Annotated in this window: 11 protein-coding genes; 7 read left to right on the top strand and 4 right to left on the bottom strand. The window is 71.2% G+C overall.

Translation table 11 applies throughout. The features are described from left to right. Positions 1–78 precede the first annotated feature (78 nt). Entirely contained in the window at positions 79–2,430 is a 2,352-nt protein-coding gene (locus AC07DC_RS33015; RefSeq protein ID WP_478918160.1) for an ABC transporter ATP-binding protein/permease, read from the bottom strand. Between the two features lie 184 nt (positions 2,431–2,614). Here AC07DC_RS33015 and AC07DC_RS33010 point away from each other — a divergent pair, with 184 nt between their 5' ends. The 4 genes from AC07DC_RS33010 (at position 2,615) to AC07DC_RS32995 (ending at position 8,163) form a co-directional block, all read left to right on the top strand. Continuing rightward, entirely contained in the window at positions 2,615–5,260 is a 2,646-nt protein-coding gene (locus AC07DC_RS33010; RefSeq protein ID WP_478918159.1) for an AfsR/SARP family transcriptional regulator, read from the top strand. A 91-nt stretch (positions 5,261–5,351) separates the two neighbouring features. Next, positions 5,352–6,044: a DUF4232 domain-containing protein gene (locus tag AC07DC_RS33005; protein WP_478918158.1), complete on the top strand. Its 693-nt coding sequence runs from the start codon at positions 5,352–5,354 to the stop codon at positions 6,042–6,044. 211 nt (positions 6,045–6,255) lie between these two features. Then, positions 6,256–7,326, top strand: a complete 1,071-nt coding sequence (locus AC07DC_RS33000) for a class I SAM-dependent methyltransferase (protein ID WP_478918157.1) — start codon at positions 6,256–6,258, stop codon at positions 7,324–7,326. A gap of 75 nt (positions 7,327–7,401) precedes the next feature. Beyond that, the gene (locus tag AC07DC_RS32995) at positions 7,402–8,163 is read left to right on the top strand and encodes an SDR family NAD(P)-dependent oxidoreductase (RefSeq protein WP_478918207.1); all 762 of its coding nucleotides are present in this window, start codon (positions 7,402–7,404) and stop codon (positions 8,161–8,163) included. 22 nt (positions 8,164–8,185) lie between these two features. Here AC07DC_RS32995 and AC07DC_RS32990 read toward each other — a convergent pair whose 3' ends face one another. From AC07DC_RS32990 to AC07DC_RS32980, 3 genes are all read right to left on the bottom strand, one after another. Next, the gene (locus AC07DC_RS32990; RefSeq protein ID WP_478918156.1) at positions 8,186–8,689 is read right to left on the bottom strand and encodes an ATP-binding protein; all 504 of its coding nucleotides are present in this window, start codon (positions 8,687–8,689) and stop codon (positions 8,186–8,188) included. Continuing rightward, positions 8,686–10,695, bottom strand: coding sequence for a SpoIIE family protein phosphatase (locus AC07DC_RS32985; RefSeq protein WP_478918155.1), 2,010 nt, complete (start codon positions 10,693–10,695; stop codon positions 8,686–8,688). The genes AC07DC_RS32990 and AC07DC_RS32985 overlap by 4 nt, the downstream gene beginning before the upstream one ends. 263 nt (positions 10,696–10,958) lie before the next feature. Further along, the gene (locus AC07DC_RS32980; RefSeq protein WP_478918154.1) at positions 10,959–12,311 is read right to left on the bottom strand and encodes a glycoside hydrolase family 18 protein; all 1,353 of its coding nucleotides are present in this window, start codon (positions 12,309–12,311) and stop codon (positions 10,959–10,961) included. Between the two features lie 146 nt (positions 12,312–12,457). Here AC07DC_RS32980 and AC07DC_RS32975 point away from each other — a divergent pair, with 146 nt between their 5' ends. From AC07DC_RS32975 to AC07DC_RS32965, 3 genes are all read left to right on the top strand, one after another. Then, positions 12,458–13,492, top strand: coding sequence for a DUF4190 domain-containing protein (locus tag AC07DC_RS32975; protein ID WP_478918153.1), 1,035 nt, complete (start codon positions 12,458–12,460; stop codon positions 13,490–13,492). Positions 13,493–13,569: 77 nt separating this feature from the next. After that, on the top strand, positions 13,570–14,322 hold the full coding sequence (locus tag AC07DC_RS32970; protein WP_478918152.1) for a GntR family transcriptional regulator: 753 nt from the start codon (positions 13,570–13,572) through the stop codon (positions 14,320–14,322). A gap of 133 nt (positions 14,323–14,455) precedes the next feature. Beyond that, on the top strand, positions 14,456–16,186 hold the full coding sequence (locus AC07DC_RS32965; protein ID WP_478918151.1) for a purine-cytosine permease family protein: 1,731 nt from the start codon (positions 14,456–14,458) through the stop codon (positions 16,184–16,186). Positions 16,187–16,213: the final 27 nt, after the last annotated feature.

The following is a 16,213-nucleotide window of genomic DNA, read 5'->3' as shown; positions in this document are numbered from 1 at the left end:
GGCAGCTCCTCCGTACACGGGTGCGGGTGTGGAAATCGGGTGCGGTAATGGGCACGGGCAGAGGTGCGGAGCCAGGGCCTACTTCCGCATGATTGCGGGTTCGTGCCGTCGCAGCAGCCTCGCGACCAGGAATCCCAGCACGGCCGAGAGCACGATCAACATGCCCATGTTCAGCAGCCAGATTCCGGGAGAGTGCCGGAACAGCGGGTCGGAGGTGAGTTCCTGCGGCACGATCCGGTGCAGGTCCACCGTGCCCGCCATGGCGCCCAGCGCCCACCGGGACGGCACCAGCCACGACAGCTGCTCCAGTCCGGGTACGCCGTTCAGCTTGAGCAGCGCACCGCAGAACACGACCTGCACGATCGCGAGGAGGACCAGCAGCGGCATGGTGACCTCCTCCTTCCGCACGAGCGCGGACACGAACAGGCCCAGCATCATGGCGGTGAAGGCCAGCAACGCCACGGCGAGGGTGATTTCGAGGAGTGGTGGCAGGAACACCCCTTTGCCGCCGGGGGCGTTCAGATCCACGCCGAACAGCCCGACCATGGTGAGCACCACGGCCTGCACCACCGTGATCGTCCCGAGCACCACCACCTTGGACATCAGATACGCGGACCGGGACAGCCCGACGGCCCGCTCCCGTTGGTAGATCACCCGCTCCTTGACCAGCTCGCGCACGGCGTTGGCGGCGCCGGTCAGCACGGCCCCGACGCACAGGATCAGCAGCCCGTTCAACGCCGTCTCCTGGGTGAGCTTGCTGCCCGCCAAGGCATGCGCCATCGCCCCCATGACGAAGGGCAGGGCCACCATGATGATCAGGAACGTCCGGTCGGCCGTCAGCGCCGCCGCGTACCGCCGGACCAGCGTGCGCAGTTGCGCGCCCCAGCTCTGCGGCTTCGGCGGGGCGACCGGAACCCGCGCCGGCCCGGGGATGTGCCGGGGCTGCCGGGATTCGGTCGAGATGTACTGCCGGTGCAGCGGCGAAGCCCGGTACTGGCCCGACCAGTCGCGCTGCCCGTCGTTCTCGAAGGCTTCGAACGCCTCCGGCCACTGCTCGAACCCGAAGTACGCCAACGCGTCGTCCGGCGGCCCGTAGTACGCGATCTTCCCGCCCGGTGCGAGCACCAGCAGCCGGTCGCAGACGTCGAGACTCAGCACGCTGTGGGTGACCACGATGACCGTGCGGCCGTCGTCCGCCAGGCCGCGCAGCATGTGCATCACCGAGCGGTCCATGCCCGGGTCGAGACCGGAGGTCGGTTCGTCGAGGAAGAGCAGGGACGGCTTCGTCAGCAGCTCCAGCGCCACGCTCACCCGCTTGCGCTGCCCGCCCGAGAGGCTGTGGATGGGCTGGCCCACCCGCTGGACGAGCCCCAGCTCGTGGATGACCTCGTCGACCCGCGCCTGCCGCTCCGCCTTGACCGTGTCCTCGGGGAAGCGCAGTTCCGCCGCGTAGCCGAGGGCCCGCCGCACGGTCAGCTGCGAGTGCAGGATGTCGTCCTGCGGTACGAGGCCGATCCGCTGCCGCAGCTCGGCGTAGTCCCGGTACAGGTCCCGGCCGTCGTAGAGGACGGTGCCCTGGTCCGCGGGGCGTTGCCCCGTCAGTGCGTTGAGCAGCGTCGACTTGCCCGCGCCGCTCGGGCCGACCACCGCCAGCAGGCATTTCTCGCCCACCGGGAAGGAGACGCCCTCCAGCAGTGTCCGGCGGCCCTTGTCGACCCGCACCGCCAGGTCCTGCACGTCCAGCGACACCTCGCCTGTGTCGATGAACTCCTGGAGCTCGTCACCGACGAGGCAGAAGGCGGAGTGGCCGATGCCGACGATGTCGCCGGGGATCACCGGGGCGCGCGCCACCGGCTGGCCGTTGAGATACGTACCGTTGTGGCTGGCCAGGTCGACGATCTCGTAGCCGTCGGGCGCCGCCCGCAGCTCGGCGTGCCGGCGCGAGACCACCAGCTCGTCGACGACCAGGTCACTGTCGGGTGCGCGGCCGATCCGTACCGTCCGGGCCGTCGAGGGCAGCGGCCGCACGGAACTCGGCCGGCGGAAGGTGCTGGTGGCGGCGGGATGCGAGACGGATGACGGCCGCCGGATCTCCGCCGGCCGCGCGGCCACCGCCATGCTGAGGACCGCGCGCGGCCCGTCGTCCGCATCACCGAACCGGATCACGCTGCCAGGACCGACGCTGGACTGCCGCACCCGCTGTCCGTCGGCGTACGTGCCGTTGGTGCTGTCGTCGTCCTCCAGCATCCAGTGGCCGACCGCGGGCCGGAGCACCGCATGGTGCCAGGAGACCCTGTCATCGCTCAGCACGACATCGCTCAGGGGATCGCGCCCGATGTGGTAGGACCTGCTGGGTTTCATCACGTGAGAGTCGCCGTCCGCTTCGACGACGAGTTCGGGCGCGATGGGAGTGACCGGTCGGTCTTCCATGGTCAAATTTTACGGCGGCGGGCCGGGCCCCGCCCGTCGGCAGGAGCCCGTCACCCGGCCCGCGCCGCCGATCGCGGAAGCGGCCGCGCCGCTGATCACCGGGAAAGGGGTGGCGCCGGAGGCCGGCATCCGCTGCGTATCCTCGGCTTCTGGCGGGAAGCGGATCGCGGAGGGTGTTGTACAGGTGGAATTCAGGCTGCTCGGCTCCGTCGCCCTCGTGACGGAGAACGGGGATGTCGCGCTGGGGCCCGCCAAGCGCTCGAGCCTGCTGGCCATGATGCTGTTGCGGCCCAACACCCCGGTGAACGTGAGCCGGCTGATCGACGCCCTCTGGGAGGACGAGCCGCCGGTCCAGGCCAAGACCGTCCTGCAGGGCCATGTCTCCCGGCTGCGTGCGCTGCTCGCCGAGCACGGAGCGTCGGCGTACGGGGTCGAGCTCTCCACGCAGGGGTCGGCGTACACGCTGCAGATGCCGGAGTCCCTGGTGGACGCGCATCGCTTTGAGGAGCTCGTCGCGCTCGCCGCGGTGCAGCGCCGGCCCGCCGATGCGGTGCGGATGCTGCGGGAGGCGCTCTCCTTCTGGCAGGGGCCCGCGCTCACCGGGACCGTGCAGAGCCGGCCGCTGGAGGAGGCCGCCGGCGGTCTGGAGGAGCGCCGGCTGGCCTCGGTGGAGGCGCTCGCCGATGCGTACGGGCAGCTCGGCGAGTACGGCCGGGCCGCCGCCGTGCTCAGGACCGAAGCCGTCGCGCACCCGCTGCGGGAAACCCTGGCCGCCGCGCTGATGCTGGCGCTGGGCCGCTCGGGGCGCCAGTCGGACGCGATCGGCTGGTACCACCGGACCCGGCGGCTGCTCGCCGAAGAGCTCGGTGTGGACCCCGGCGAGGCGCTCGCCGAGGCGTATGCGACGCTCCTGCGCTCCGCGGAACCCGTGCCGGCCCAGCGGCCGGCCCTCCCGTCCTCGGTCGCGATCCCCGAGCTGCTGCCGCGGCCGCCGCGCGGATTCACCGGGCGGGGCACCGAACTGGGTTCGCTCACCAGGGCCGTCGACGGCGGGGACGCACCCGTCTGCCTGGTCACCGGGCCCGCCGGCGTCGGCAAGACCGCCTTCGCCGTGCACTGGGCGTACGGCCGGCGCGCCGACTTCCCGGACGGCCGGCTCTTCGCCGACCTGCGCGGCTTCAGCGACACTCCGCCGCCCGAAGCCGGCGCCGTACTACGCGAGTTCCTGCTGGCGCTCGGCACCCCGGCGCAGCGGATACCGGAGACCGCCGACGCGATGGGCGCGCTGTTCCGCTCCCTCACCGCGGGCAGCCGGCTCCTCGTCGTCCTCGACAACGCACGCTCCTCCGAGCAGGTCCGGCCGCTGCTTCCCGGCGGCGACCACTGCGTGACCCTGGTCACCAGCCGTGACCGGCTCAGCGGCCTCATCGCCTCGGACGCCGCCCGGCCGGTACCCCTCGGGCACCTGCCGCCGGTCGACTCGGTGGCCCTGCTCGGCAGCGTGCTGGGCGCGGAGCGGGTCGCCGCGGAACCCGACGCGGCCGCGCGGCTGGCCGGACTCTGCGACGGGCTGCCGCTCGCCCTGCGGGTGACGGCGGCGCGCCTGGCCGAGCGGCCGCAGTGGACACTCGACGCGATGGTCGGCGAACTGGCCGACGAACAGGGCTGTCTGGCGCTGCTGAACGTCGAGGACACCGGGGTCTCGGCCGCGCTGCGCCTCACCCTGCAGCAGTTGCCCGAGAGCGCCGCCCGGATGTTCCGCGCGCTCGGCCTGCACACGGGATCCGACCTGGACCGTTTCGCGGCGGGCGCGCTCGCCGGGACGTCGCCCGCGCAGGCCTCCGCCGACCTGGACCGGCTCGGCGCGGCCCATCTGCTCACCGAGTCCGTCCCCGGCCGCTGGGCGCCGCACGACCTGGTACGCCTCTACGCCCGGCATCTCGCCCCGCAGGCGGACCCCCAGGGCCTGCAGAGGCTCCTCGACCACTACCTCTACACCGGGCTCGCGGCGGACGCCGCCGCGGAACCGGGCTCCCAGCCCTGCTACTCACTGCCCCCCGATTTCCGCCGGCCCCCGGCGACCAGGGAGTTCGAGGACCGTTCGGCGGCGCTGGCCTGGTACGAGGCCGAGCGTCCGGCCCTGGAGGGCGCGGTCGCCGCGGCCGCCGCTCTGGGCCTGCACGACCGGGCCTGGCGGCTCGCTCTGGTGCAGTGGCCGCTGATGCTGTGGCGGATCAGGGACGGCTGGGTGCCGCTCCTGGAGGCCGGGCTCGCCTCGGCGGAGCACGAGAGCGACTGGGACGCGCAGTCCCGGGTGCGGGCACTGCTGGGCTGGGTGCTGCACGAGGAGGGCCGGGATGCCGAGGCACTCGTCCATCTGGAGCAGGCGCCCGAACTGGCCGCGTGGTCCGGCGACACGATCAGTGAGGCGGTCGCCTACGTCAACCTCGGGGCCGTCCTGGACTCCGCCGGGGACCACGGGCGGGCAGGGGCGCTGATGTCCCGGGCGGTCGCGCTCGCCGAGCGGACCGGCCATCCCCCCACCCAGGTGCTGACCCTCCAGCATCTGGCCCGGCACTGCGTCACCACGGAGGCGTACGAGGCGGCGCTCGCGCACACCCTGCGCGCGGCGGAACTCGTCGCACCCGACGCGGTGGTCGGCCGGGCGCAGCTGCACATCGTCCGCGGCGAGGCGCTGGCCGGACTCGGTCGTCTCGAAGAAGCCGCTGACCAGCTGAGAGGGGCGGCGGCGGCAGCCGACACGGCCGGCTTCACGGAGGGTTCGGCACGGGCCGCGGAGCTGCTGTCACGGCTGTCAGCGGATCGTTAGCGGTACGTAAGCGGGACGGCAGCGCGGCACCGGAAGGTTGTATTCAGCACCGAATGCGTGCGCTGAAACATCCATTACGGGGAGATCCACCGTGCGTATCCACCGCAAGAACACCATCGCCGCCGCTGTCGTCGTCGCCGCCCTCTCGCTGGGACTGACCGCCTGCGGCGGCGGCGACTCCGACGCGAAGGCCGCGGGGAGCCCGAGCGCTTCACAGGCCCCCTCGGACGCCGCGTCGAAGCCGGCGGCGGGCACGGGGGCGACGGCGGACCCGGCCGCGTCCAAGGGCAAGACGAGTTCCACCTCCGGCACCGGCGGTAAGAACTCGACGGGCTCGACGGACAGCTCCAAGGCCCCCGCCTGCGGCTACAAGGACGTGAAGATCACGATGGCGAAGGCGGACGAGACGCCGACCGAGCACATCGTCCTGACCGCGACCAACCGCTCCGGCCGCTCCTGCCGCCTCCTGCAGTACCCGCTGATCGCCTTCGGCGACATCCAGACCGCCAAGGACGTCCCGGCCGTCGCGAAGAGCAAGCCGGCGACCGCGATCGTCCTGAAGTCCGGCGAGCCGGCGTACGCGAACGTCCGCGTCGCCCTCGGTGGCGTGCACGAGAACAACAAGGTCGTCACCAGCTTCAACGTGAACCTCTTCGCCACCGACGGCCCCGCCGAGGGCAGCGCCGTCGTCACCACGCCCGCCGGCGGCCTCGCCGTCGACGAGGCCGCCGCGAAGACCGGCTACTGGACGTACGAGCTGCGCAACGGCGCCGACGAGTTCTGAGCGGCGCTCCCGCGTCCGGCGTCCCGTCGGTACACGGGGATCCACCGCAGGTCGGAAGGGGTCGCGCTCCGGTGAGCGCGGCCCTTCCGCGTGTAGCATCGATACAAATGCCAACAAACAGGAACAGACGCGGCCGGTAGCGGCGCAGCGCAGTTTCCATCGCACTCCTACCGCACGCCCACCGCTCTCCGGCCGGCGGAAGGAGACCGCGATGATCGAACAGACTCTGGACCCGGTGCGGCAGGAGGAGTTCGCCGGCCGGATGGTGCAGGTGCTCAACGACGCCTGTCTGGGATATCTCGCCAGCCTCGGCCATCGGACGGGGCTCTTCGATGTGATGTCCGGCCTGCCGCCGTCCACCAGCGAGCAGATCGCCGAGGCCACCGGCCTCAACGAGCGCTACGTACGGGAATGGCTCGGCGGAATGACCGTGAGCGGTGTCATCGAGTACGCCCCCGAAGCCGGCACGTACCGCCTCCCGCCCGAGCACGCCGCCTCACTGGTCCGGGCCGCTGGACCCGACAACATGGCTGCGTTCATGCAGGACTTCGCGCTGATCGGCATCGTCGAGGACGAGGTGCTCGAGGCCTTCCGGAAGGGAGGCGGCGTGCCCTACTCCTCGTACCCGCGCTTCCAGGCGCTGCAGGCCGAGGAGACGGCGAGGGTGTACGACGTCGCGCTGGTCGACGCGATCATCCCGCTGGCGCCCGGTCTGGCGGATCGGCTGCGTGAAGGCATCGACGTGCTGGACATCGGCACCGGTCAGGGCCATGCGGTCAACCTGCTGGCCAGGGCCTTCCCCGCCAGCCGGTTCCACGGCGTGGACATCTCCGAGAACGGCATCGCCGCGGCCCGCGAGGAGGCGCAGCGGTTCGGACTGGAGAACGTCCGCTTCGAGGTGACCGACACGGCCGAACTGGCCGACACGTACGACCTGATCACCGCCTTCGACGTGATCCACGACCTGGCCCGCCCCGCGCACACGCTGTCGGCCGTCGCCGAGGCACTGCGGGACGACGGCGTTTTCCTGATGGGCGACATCGCCGCCTCCAGCAAGCTGGAGGAGAACATCGACCACCCCCTCGGCCCGGCCCTCTACACCTTCTCGGTCTTCTACTGCATGACCGTCTCCCTCGGGGAGGGCGGCGCGGGACTGGGCACAGTGTGGGGCAAGCAGACGGCCCTGCGGATGCTCGGTGAGGCCGGATTCGGCAATGTCGACGTGCGGCAGGTGGAGGGCGACATCCTCAACGTCTACTACGTGGCCCGGAAGACCGCCTGACGCTTTCGAACGGCGGCCGGATTCGACGTCCGATTTCCGCCGGACGTGGTGACGCCGGTACCGCAGGATCAAGGCATGTCATCTCGCTTTGATTCCAAGGTAATTGTCGTCACCGGGGGAAACTCCGGAATGGGAAGGGCGGTCGCGGAACGCGTCGCTTCGGAAGGTGCTGCCGTGGTGATCGCCGCGCGGCGCAAGGATGTCGGGGAGGAAGTGGCGGCGGGGATCCGTGCCGCCGGTGGACGGGCGCTGTTCGTGGCGGCCGATGTCACCGTCGAGGACGATGCCGCCCGCGTGGTGGCCACCGCGGTTGCGGAATTCGGGCGGCTGGACGGCGCATTCAACAATGTGGGCGGAGTGAACGCGTTCGGTCCGATGCAGGGAATTGACGCGGCCGACTGGCGGGCGGATATCGAGCACAATTTGTCGAGCGTTTTCTACGGCCTCAAGCACCAGATTCCGGCAATTGTCGCGGGCGGTGGCGGCGCGATCGTCAACAACGCGTCCAACCTCGGCGTCGTGGGAATGGCAGGGGTCTCGCCGTACGTGGCGGCGAAGCACGGTGTCGTCGGGCTGACGCGGGCGGCGGCGCTGGAGACCGCCGAGCAGGGGGTGCGGGTCAACGCGCTCGTCACCGGGGGAGTGGACACCCCGCTGTTCCGCGCCACGATGGGCGCGACGCCGGAGGCGGTGGCGGCGATCGCCGCGATGCACCCGGTGGGGCGGATCGCGCTCCCCGAGGAGATCGCCGCGTTCACCGCGTTCCTGCTGAGCGACGAGGCGACGTTCATCACCGGCGCCGCACTGGCGGTGGACGGCGGCTTCACGGCCCGCTGAGCAAGCACCGCCCCCGGGGGCATCACGGCCGCAGGGTCAGTTCGAACCAGACGGTGCGACCGGCCGGACCGCCCGTGATGCCCCAGTCGGCGGCGAGAACCTCGACGAGGCCGAGGCCGCGCCCGCCCTCGCCGTTGCCGTGCAGCACCCGCGGGGTCTCACGGCTGCCCTGGTCATGGACCGCGATGCGCAACGAGCCTGCGGGGAAGCCCAGTTCGACGGTGAAGCCGCCGAGCGGATCCCCCGAGCGGGTGTGCAGGATCGCGTTGCTCACCAGCTCGCTCACCAGGAGCACGGCGTCGTCCACCACGTACCGGTACGCGGGGTCAGCGATGAGCTGGCTGACGTAGCGGCGGGCCGCGGAGACATGGGCCGGGCTGCCGGGGAAGGTCCGGAACGCCGTACCGGGTGGGCCGGAAACGGCGGCGGGGGCCGGCGGTGGACCGGAAGGGGCTGCCGGGGCGGCTAACGCGGGAACGGCGGCGGGGAGCACGTTCTGCCCGGCCGCGCCTGGTTGCTGGTTCATGAGTGGTCCTCTTCCCGTGGAACCACCCGCAGCGCGAGCAGCGTCAGATCGTCCTGCGGGGCGCCGCCGGCGAACTCCATGACCTGCTGCTCCACCGCGCCCACCACCGCCTGCGCGGACAGGCCGCGGGTCCCGGCCAGGGCCTCGAGCAGCCGCTCGTCGTCGAAGAACGACCGGTCGCCGTCCCGCGCCTCGGTGACCCCGTCCGAGTACATCAACAGGACGTCCCCGCCCTCCAGAACGAGCTCCTCGACCCCGGCCTCCGGCGATGCGCACACGCCGAGCGGCCGGCCGCCGCCCCGGGTGAGACCGACGGTGCCGTCGGCTCTCAGCACCGCGGCGGGCAGATGCCCGGCGCTGGCCAGCCGCACCCGCGCCAGGCCCCGCTCCGCTCTGACATGGGCGAAGACGGCGGTCACGAACCGGCCGCTCGGATGCTGCACGGCCATCGCGTGGTTGACCTTCTCCAGCACCACGTCCGGGTGCTCCTCCCAGACGCTCAGCGTGCGGATGCCGTGGCGTACGGCGGCGGTGACGGACGCGGCCTCGACGCCCTTGCCGCAGACGTCGCCGACGACCAGGCCCCAGCCGCCGAGGGTGGCGAAGGCGTCGTAGAAGTCACCGCCCACTTGCGGACCGCCGCCCGGCGACCGGTACACGCCGGCCACCTCGGTGAACGGGATCTCGGGCAGCTCGTTCGGGAGCAGGCTGTACTGAAGCACCTGCGCGGCGTTCTCCTGGCGGCGGTGGTCACGTTCCGCCACCAGCGCCATCGCGAGGTGCAGGCCCAACTCCTCCAGCAGAGCGAGATCGGGGAGGGTGAAGCCGCGGGATGCGCCGCAGCGCAGCAGGACCAGCGCGCCCAGGGTCTCGGGGCCGCTTCCCAGAGGTACACCCAGGACCGGGCCGAGCGGGCGCGGAGCGGCCACTTCGACCGGCTGCGCCGATTCGATCAGGGAAGCGCCGGAGGTGATGACGGCGCGCGCGACGCGCTGCGCCGTGGCCGTCGACGCCTCGCGGCCCGCCCGGGTCCCCGACCAGGGGCCGGGCGTCGGCCGGGCGTACGGCGGCGCGTCCGCGGGCACCGCGGCGACCTGGTGCGGTGTCCCGCCCCGGGCGAGGAAGAAGATGACCCGGGCGGCGAACTCGTCGGCCAGCAGGCTCGCGGCCTGTTCGAGCAGGCCGGGCCCCGGCGGCAGCGGTTCCCCGACCAGCAGCCGCGTCATCCTGCAGACGACGTCCAACCGTCGTACGCCCATCGCGACTTCGTCCCGCTGGGTCGCCGTGTCCTGGCTCCGGTCCCGGAGGCCGGCGCGGTTCGAGGCGGCGATCGCGCGGTGCACGGTGCCGGCACCGCCGGTGTTGCCGGCCACGCCCGGGGTGACGTCGGGGGAGTCGGGAGAACCGGGCGAAGGGGCGGAGTCCGGGGACAGGGCGACGGCGGAGATCAGCGGGCGGGTGCCGGGCGGGGTCTCCAGCCGGGCCAGTTGGAGCCGTACCGCGCTCGTTCCGTCGGCGCGGATGAGCAGCAGGGGCAGCGGTCCCGGCCGGGCGCCGCGCTGCGCGGCACCGAGCGCCGACCGGAAGACCCTCCGGTGGCCCACCTGGACCCGCGCCGCCAGCGGCTGTCCTGCCAGCTGCTCGCACGTGCTGCCGAGCAGCCGGGCGGCCTCGTCGTTGGCGCGGTGGATGGTGCCTTCGGGGCTGAGCAGGAACACAGGGACGGGGAGTTCGCGGAAGGTGGTGTTGAGCATCCGCCACTCGCGGTCGGCACCCTCGACGCGCAGGGCGATCCGTTCACCGTGCGCGAGCAGGTCCGCCATGCAGGTCCGCAACTCCTCCTCGGCGACCTCCAGTTCGACGAGCGCCAGGTCGAGGGTGCCGAGGATGTCCTCCGGGCGGCCGTCGCGGCGGCCGCGCAGATCGGAGATCCGCTCGCTGAGCGCGCTCAGTTCCTGATGGAACTCGGCCAGATCCCAGGACCCGGGACCGCGGGCAGCCGACATCGCCGCACTGTTCCGGGGTCGGACAGATGCGCCCCCGGGCCCGGAGCGCGCTGGGTGAGCTGTCATTAACTCAACGTAACGCAACCCGTGTCGGACTCAGGCAAAATCGCTGACTGGCTTGACGCGGAGTGGTTGGAGTGTGTAATGCGGACGCCGCCGCCCGGCCCTCCGCCGACGAGGGCGAAGGACCGGGCGGCGTGCCCGCCGGAGCGTGGGTCTCCGTCAGAGCATGTGCGCCCGCCGGAGCGGCGGTGTCCGTCGGATCAGTGGTGGCTGAGGCCGCGGTCGATGGCGGCGATCAGTTCACCGTCGGCGGTGTCGCCGTCCAGGGACCAGACCATGGCGCCGCCCAGTCCGCGGTCGCGGATCCAGGACGTCTTCGCCTTGATGACCTGCGGATCGTCGTAGGTCCAGAAGTTGGTGCCGTCGTAGAGCCACGCGAATCCGTTGCGGGGGTCGCGGTACACCGTGTACGTGCCCGAGGCCGCAAGGGCCTTGAGGGCGTGGTAGTCCTCGTTGCCCGGCTGCCAGGTGGCGGGGGCCGGTCCGGTGGACGGTTGGTACAGGCCGTGCGTGCCGCCGTCGGGGACGCCGGTCCAGCCCTGGCCGTAGAAGGGCACACCGAGGACGAGCTGCCGGGCGGGCGCGCCGCGCTTCAGCCAGTCGCCGACGGCCTGTGCGTCGCTGAACTCATTGGGAACGGGGGAGTTCCGGGGAGTGGTGAGCGCCGACTGCTGGTTGGTGGTGGCCTCGTAGGGCCCGTGGAAGTCGTACCCCTGGACGGTGCCGAAGTCCAGGTAGTTGAAGATCTTGCGGGCCTCGAAGCCGGCGTCGATCTTGGCCGGGGCGGCCGGGAGGAACGCCGACAGGTCGTAGTGCCGGTGCGTCCGGTGGCCGTACGCGTCGAGCTGGCGGCGGAACTCGGCGGTGAGTGCCGTGAAGTTCCGCTTGTCCTCGGGACGGTAGACGGTGCCGGCGTTGCCGGCCGAGCCCGGCCACTCCCAGTCGATGTCGATGCCGTCGAAGAGGCCCGCGGCGGACCCGGGTCCGCCCTTGCCGTCCAGCAGCGGCAGGTTGCCCTTGATGAAGATGTCGATGCAGGACGCGACGAAGGCGCTCCGCGAGGCGGCCGTGCGCGCCGCGTCGGAGAAGTTCGTGGACCAGCCCCAGCCGCCGATCGAGATCATCGTCTTGAGGCGCGGGTTGGCCTTCTTGAGCTCGCGCAGCTGGTTGAAGTTGCCCGCCAGCGGCTGCTCGGCGGTGTCGGCGGTGCCGTCCACGGAGCTCGCGGCGTCGAGCGGGCGCTGGTAGTCGGCCCAGGCGTCGCCCTGGCCGGGCACGTTGGCCTCGAAGCACTTGCCGTCGGTGCCTATGTTGGCGAAGGCGTAGTTGAGGTGGGTCAACTTGGCGGCGGTGCCGCTGGTCTGCACGTTCTTGACCTGGTAGTTGCGCCCGTAGATGCCCCACTGGGTGAAGTAGCCGACCCGCTTGTACTCGGGTCCTTGGTGGTGCTCGGGCTGGTGCGCGCTGGCTGCGGTGGTGAGCGCGGGCAGCCCCACCACCAGGGAGAGGGAGCAGGCGGCGACGGCCAACCTGCCGAGAAATCTTCGACGCATGGGGCTCTTTCCTGTGCGTGAGCCGGGAATGTAGCCGTGCTGTGCGCGGACCGCTGTGCGGAGTCGTGCAGACAGGAAAGTATTGGCCTAGACCAATACGGTCAAGGGGGTACGACGAGGTTCCGGGGAGTCCGTAGGATCCCCGGGTGGACATACCGCCGCCCCAGCCGCCGTCAGACGACCAGCCCCAGCCGCCGCAGGACGATCGGCCGCAGCCGGAAGACCAGCCCCAGCCACCGGAGAACGACAGGCCGCGGCTGGTGAAGGACGACCAGGCGCCTCCGCGGGACGCCGAGCCGCGGGACGCCGAGCCTCAGGACGCTTCGGTCGCGTCCGCGCCATCCGTGGCGCCCGCGCCTGACCCGGCCGTCTCGGAACTGCCGTCGTACCCGCAGCCTCCGGCCCCGCCGCAGGCTCCGTACGGCCAGGCTCCGTACGGTCAGCCGCCGTTCCCGCCGCCGGCGCCCTACGGACAGCCTCCTCATGGGCAGCAGCCGCCGTACGGGCACTCCTCGTTCCCGCCGCCGCCGTACCAGCAGTACTGGTACCCGCCGCCGCCCCCGCCGTCGATGAACGGCATGGCCATCACGTCCTTCGTGCTGGCGGTGAGCTGCATACCCGTGTTCGGGGTGGTGTTCGGGATCGTCGCGCTCTCCCAGATCCGCAAGCGCGGCCAGCAGGGCAAGGCGCTGGCCATCTCCGGTATCGCGGTCTCCGGCGTCGCGACGCTCCTCGCCGCCGTGATGATCACCCTTGGGGTGGTCGGCGTCCTGAACAGCGGCACGCGCACGGACGACCTGCGGACCGGCGAGTGCTTCAACATGCACGGCGATTCGCTCAGCGAATCCAGCGGGGAGTCCAGGGGCGTTGACGTGGTGCCGTGCACCGAGGAGCACGACGCGGAGACCTTCGGCGTCACGTACCTCCCGGACGTGACCGGAAGGTACCCCGGCGACGACGAGGTGCAGACGCTGGCCGACGACAAGTGCAATCTGCTCGCCGAGAGCTACCTTGAGGGCTCCGACCGGTCGGTCGACTCGCTCAGCATCTACTACTCGTTGCCGCGCAAGAGCGGTTGGTCCGGCGGCGACCGCAGGGTGACCTGCTTCTTCGGCGACGGCGGCCGGAAGATGACCGGCTCGGTCAAGGCGTCCTCGGGGGACTCGGGAACCAACGCGTAAACCTTTGGGCATGGCTTGCGGTCAACCACCCAGGGTTGTCAAGCTGTCGCAGATAGTCAACCTGAGGGAGGGGCACCGTGCCTTTCGGTGAGCAGCCCGCATACCTTCGTGTGGCCGACGACCTGCGCCAGAAGATCCTCGACGGGACGCTCGCGCCGCACACCCGGCTGCCCTCCCAAGCGCGCATCCGTACCGAGTACGGGGTGTCCGACACCGTCGCGCTGGAGGCACGCAAGGTGCTGATGGCCGAGGGGTTCGTCGAGGGGCGCTCCGGCTCGGGGACGTATGTGCGCGAGCGTGCCGAACCGCGGCGCATCATCCGTTCCGGTTACCGCCCGGCGAGCCCGCCCAGCCCGTTCCGCCAGGAGCAGGGCGACGAGGGCGTCAAGGGCAGCTGGGAGTCGAGCAGCAACCAGGACCTGGCGACGCAGCCGGTGGCCGAGCGGCTCCGGATCGAGCCGGGTGACCGCGTCATGCGCACGCGCTACCTCTACCGGACCGACGGCGAGCCGATGATGCTCGCGACCTCGTGGGAGCCGCTGGCCGTCACCGGCCGCACTCCGGTGATGCTGCCGGAGGAGGGGCCGCTCGGCGGCCAGGGCGTTGTCGAGCGGATGGCGGGCATCGAGTTCGTGGTCGACAACATGGTCGAGGAGGTCGGCGCGCGGCCCGGTCTCGCGGACGAGACGGCGGCCCTCGGCGGCGTGCCCGGTCACATCGTGATGGAGGTCAGGCGGACGTACTACGCCTCCGGCCGCCCGGTGGAGACCGCCGACATCATCGTGCCGGCCGAGCGGTACCGCGTTGCATACCACCTGCCGGTGAAGTGACCGGTGAAGTGACCGATAGCCGGACATCGTGGTCCGGGCCTGTCATGCTGACGTAACGCGAGGTCAACTGCCTTAACCGGCAGGCAATCGAGCCTCGCCGCCGCTTGTCATGTCCGGATCCTATTTTGCGGCGATGACGGACACCGCGACACCCACGGACACTGCGACACCCGAGGCGCCCGCAGCGCCCGGCACCCCCGAGGCGCCCGGCGCGCCCAAGAGGAACTACGCCAAGCTCGCGGCGGACGAGAGCCGCGAGGACTACTCGCTGCGCTACGCCCCGCACTCCTTCCGCCGCTGGTCGCCGACGATGGTGGCGTCCACCGCCCTCGGCGGAATCGCCTATCTCGCGGACTTCGCGATCGGCGCGTCGATCGTCTTCACCTACGGCTTCACCAGCGGGCTCGCCTCGATCCTGTGCGCCGCGGCGATCATCTTCCTCACCGGCATCCCGATCGCCCGCGCCTGCGCCACCTACGGCCTGGACATGGACCTCGTGACGCGCGGTGCGGGCTTCGGCTACTTCGGATCCACCCTCACCTCGCTGATCTACGCGAGCTTCACGTTCATCTTCTTCGCGCTCGAGGGCTCGATCATGGCGCAGGCGCTGCACTCGGCCCTGCACATCCCGGTGGCGGTCGGCTATCTGATCACCACGCTCATCGTCATCCCGTTCGTCTTCCGCGGGATGGGCGCGCTCGCCAGGCTCCAGGCGTGGACGCAGCCGGTCTGGCTGATCGGCCTGGTGCTGCCGTTCCTCGTGCTGGCCTTTGAGTCGCCCGACTCCTGGGGCGCGTTCGGGTCCTTCGGCGGCACCGAGGGTGCGGGCTCCGGCTTCCACTGGCTCGGCTTCGGACTCGGTACGGGCGTGGCGCTCTCGCTCATCGCGCAGATCGGTGAACAGGCCGACTACCTGCGGTTCATGCCGGCCAGGACCGAGCAGAACAAGCGCCGTTGGAACCTGGCGGTACTCGCCGCCGGGCCCGGCTGGGTGATCATCGGCGCGGCCAAGCAGCTCGGCGGCGCGTTCCTCGCCTTCTGCGCGCTGGCGGCCGTCGGCAAGACGCACGCGCTGGAGCCGATCGCACCGCAGATCGAGGCGCTCAAGCCCTGGCTGGGCTCGGTGGCGCTGCCCGCCGCCGCGGTCTTCGTCGTGGTCTCGCAGATCAAGATCAACACGACCAACGCCTACAGCGGGTCGCTCTCCTGGTCGAACTTCTTCTCCCGGATCACCCACCGGCACCCGGGCCGCGTCTGGTACATCTTCCTGAACCTCGCCATCGCGCTGACGCTGATGGAGATGAACATGTTCTCCATGCTCGGCAAGTTGCTGGGCTTCTACTCCAACGTCGGCATCGCCTGGATCGCGGCCGTCACCGCCGACCTCGTCATCAACAAGCCGCTCGGGCTGAGCCCGAAGTACATCGAGTTCAAGCGCGCCTATCTGCACTCGGTGAACCCGGCCGGCTTCGGCGCGATGGCGATCGCGTCCACCGTCTCGATCCTCGCCTTCTTCGGGCTCTTCGGCGAGTACGCGGAGGCGTTCAGCACCTTCATCGCGCTAGGGCTCGCCATGACCCTCAGCCCCCTGCTGGCCTGGGCGACCAAGGGCCGGTACTACCTGGCCCGGCCGAATCCGGTCAATGGCCCGGGGGTTGAAGTAGCGGATGTGACGGCCACCCACACCTGCTCGGTCTGCGCGACCGCGTACGAGCTGCCGGACGTGGCGGACTGCCCCGTCCAGTCCGGACCGATCTGCTCGCTGTGCTGCAGTCTCGACGCCGAGTGCGGAGATGTCTGCAAGGACCGGGAAGGCGGCGGGGGGCCGGTCCTGATGCCGATGCCTACGCTTCGAATGGGCTGATCCAGTCGTACAGTTGGCCGAATCGGT

The organism is Streptomyces sp. NPDC045021 (genome assembly GCF_056432645.1).
Note: the sequence above shows the minus strand (reverse complement) of the source record. Positions and strands in the feature narration are given on the sequence as shown.

What these genes read in the sequence shown, in the direction of transcription:
- AC07DC_RS32965 (WP_478918151.1), top strand. Translation starts at nt 14,456, where the DNA reads ATGACGGACACCGCGACACCCACGGACACTGCGACACCCGAGGCGCCC.
- AC07DC_RS32985 (WP_478918155.1), bottom strand. Translation starts at nt 10,695, where the DNA reads ATGTCGGCTGCCCGCGGTCCCGGGTCCTGGGATCTGGCCGAGTTCCAT.
- AC07DC_RS33015 (WP_478918160.1), bottom strand. Translation starts at nt 2,430, where the DNA reads ATGGAAGACCGACCGGTCACTCCCATCGCGCCCGAACTCGTCGTCGAA.
- AC07DC_RS32980 (WP_478918154.1), bottom strand. Translation starts at nt 12,311, where the DNA reads ATGCGTCGAAGATTTCTCGGCAGGTTGGCCGTCGCCGCCTGCTCCCTC.
- AC07DC_RS32995 (WP_478918207.1), top strand. Translation starts at nt 7,402, where the DNA reads ATGTCATCTCGCTTTGATTCCAAGGTAATTGTCGTCACCGGGGGAAAC.
- AC07DC_RS33000 (WP_478918157.1), top strand. Translation starts at nt 6,256, where the DNA reads ATGATCGAACAGACTCTGGACCCGGTGCGGCAGGAGGAGTTCGCCGGC.
- AC07DC_RS32990 (WP_478918156.1), bottom strand. Translation starts at nt 8,689, where the DNA reads ATGAACCAGCAACCAGGCGCGGCCGGGCAGAACGTGCTCCCCGCCGCC.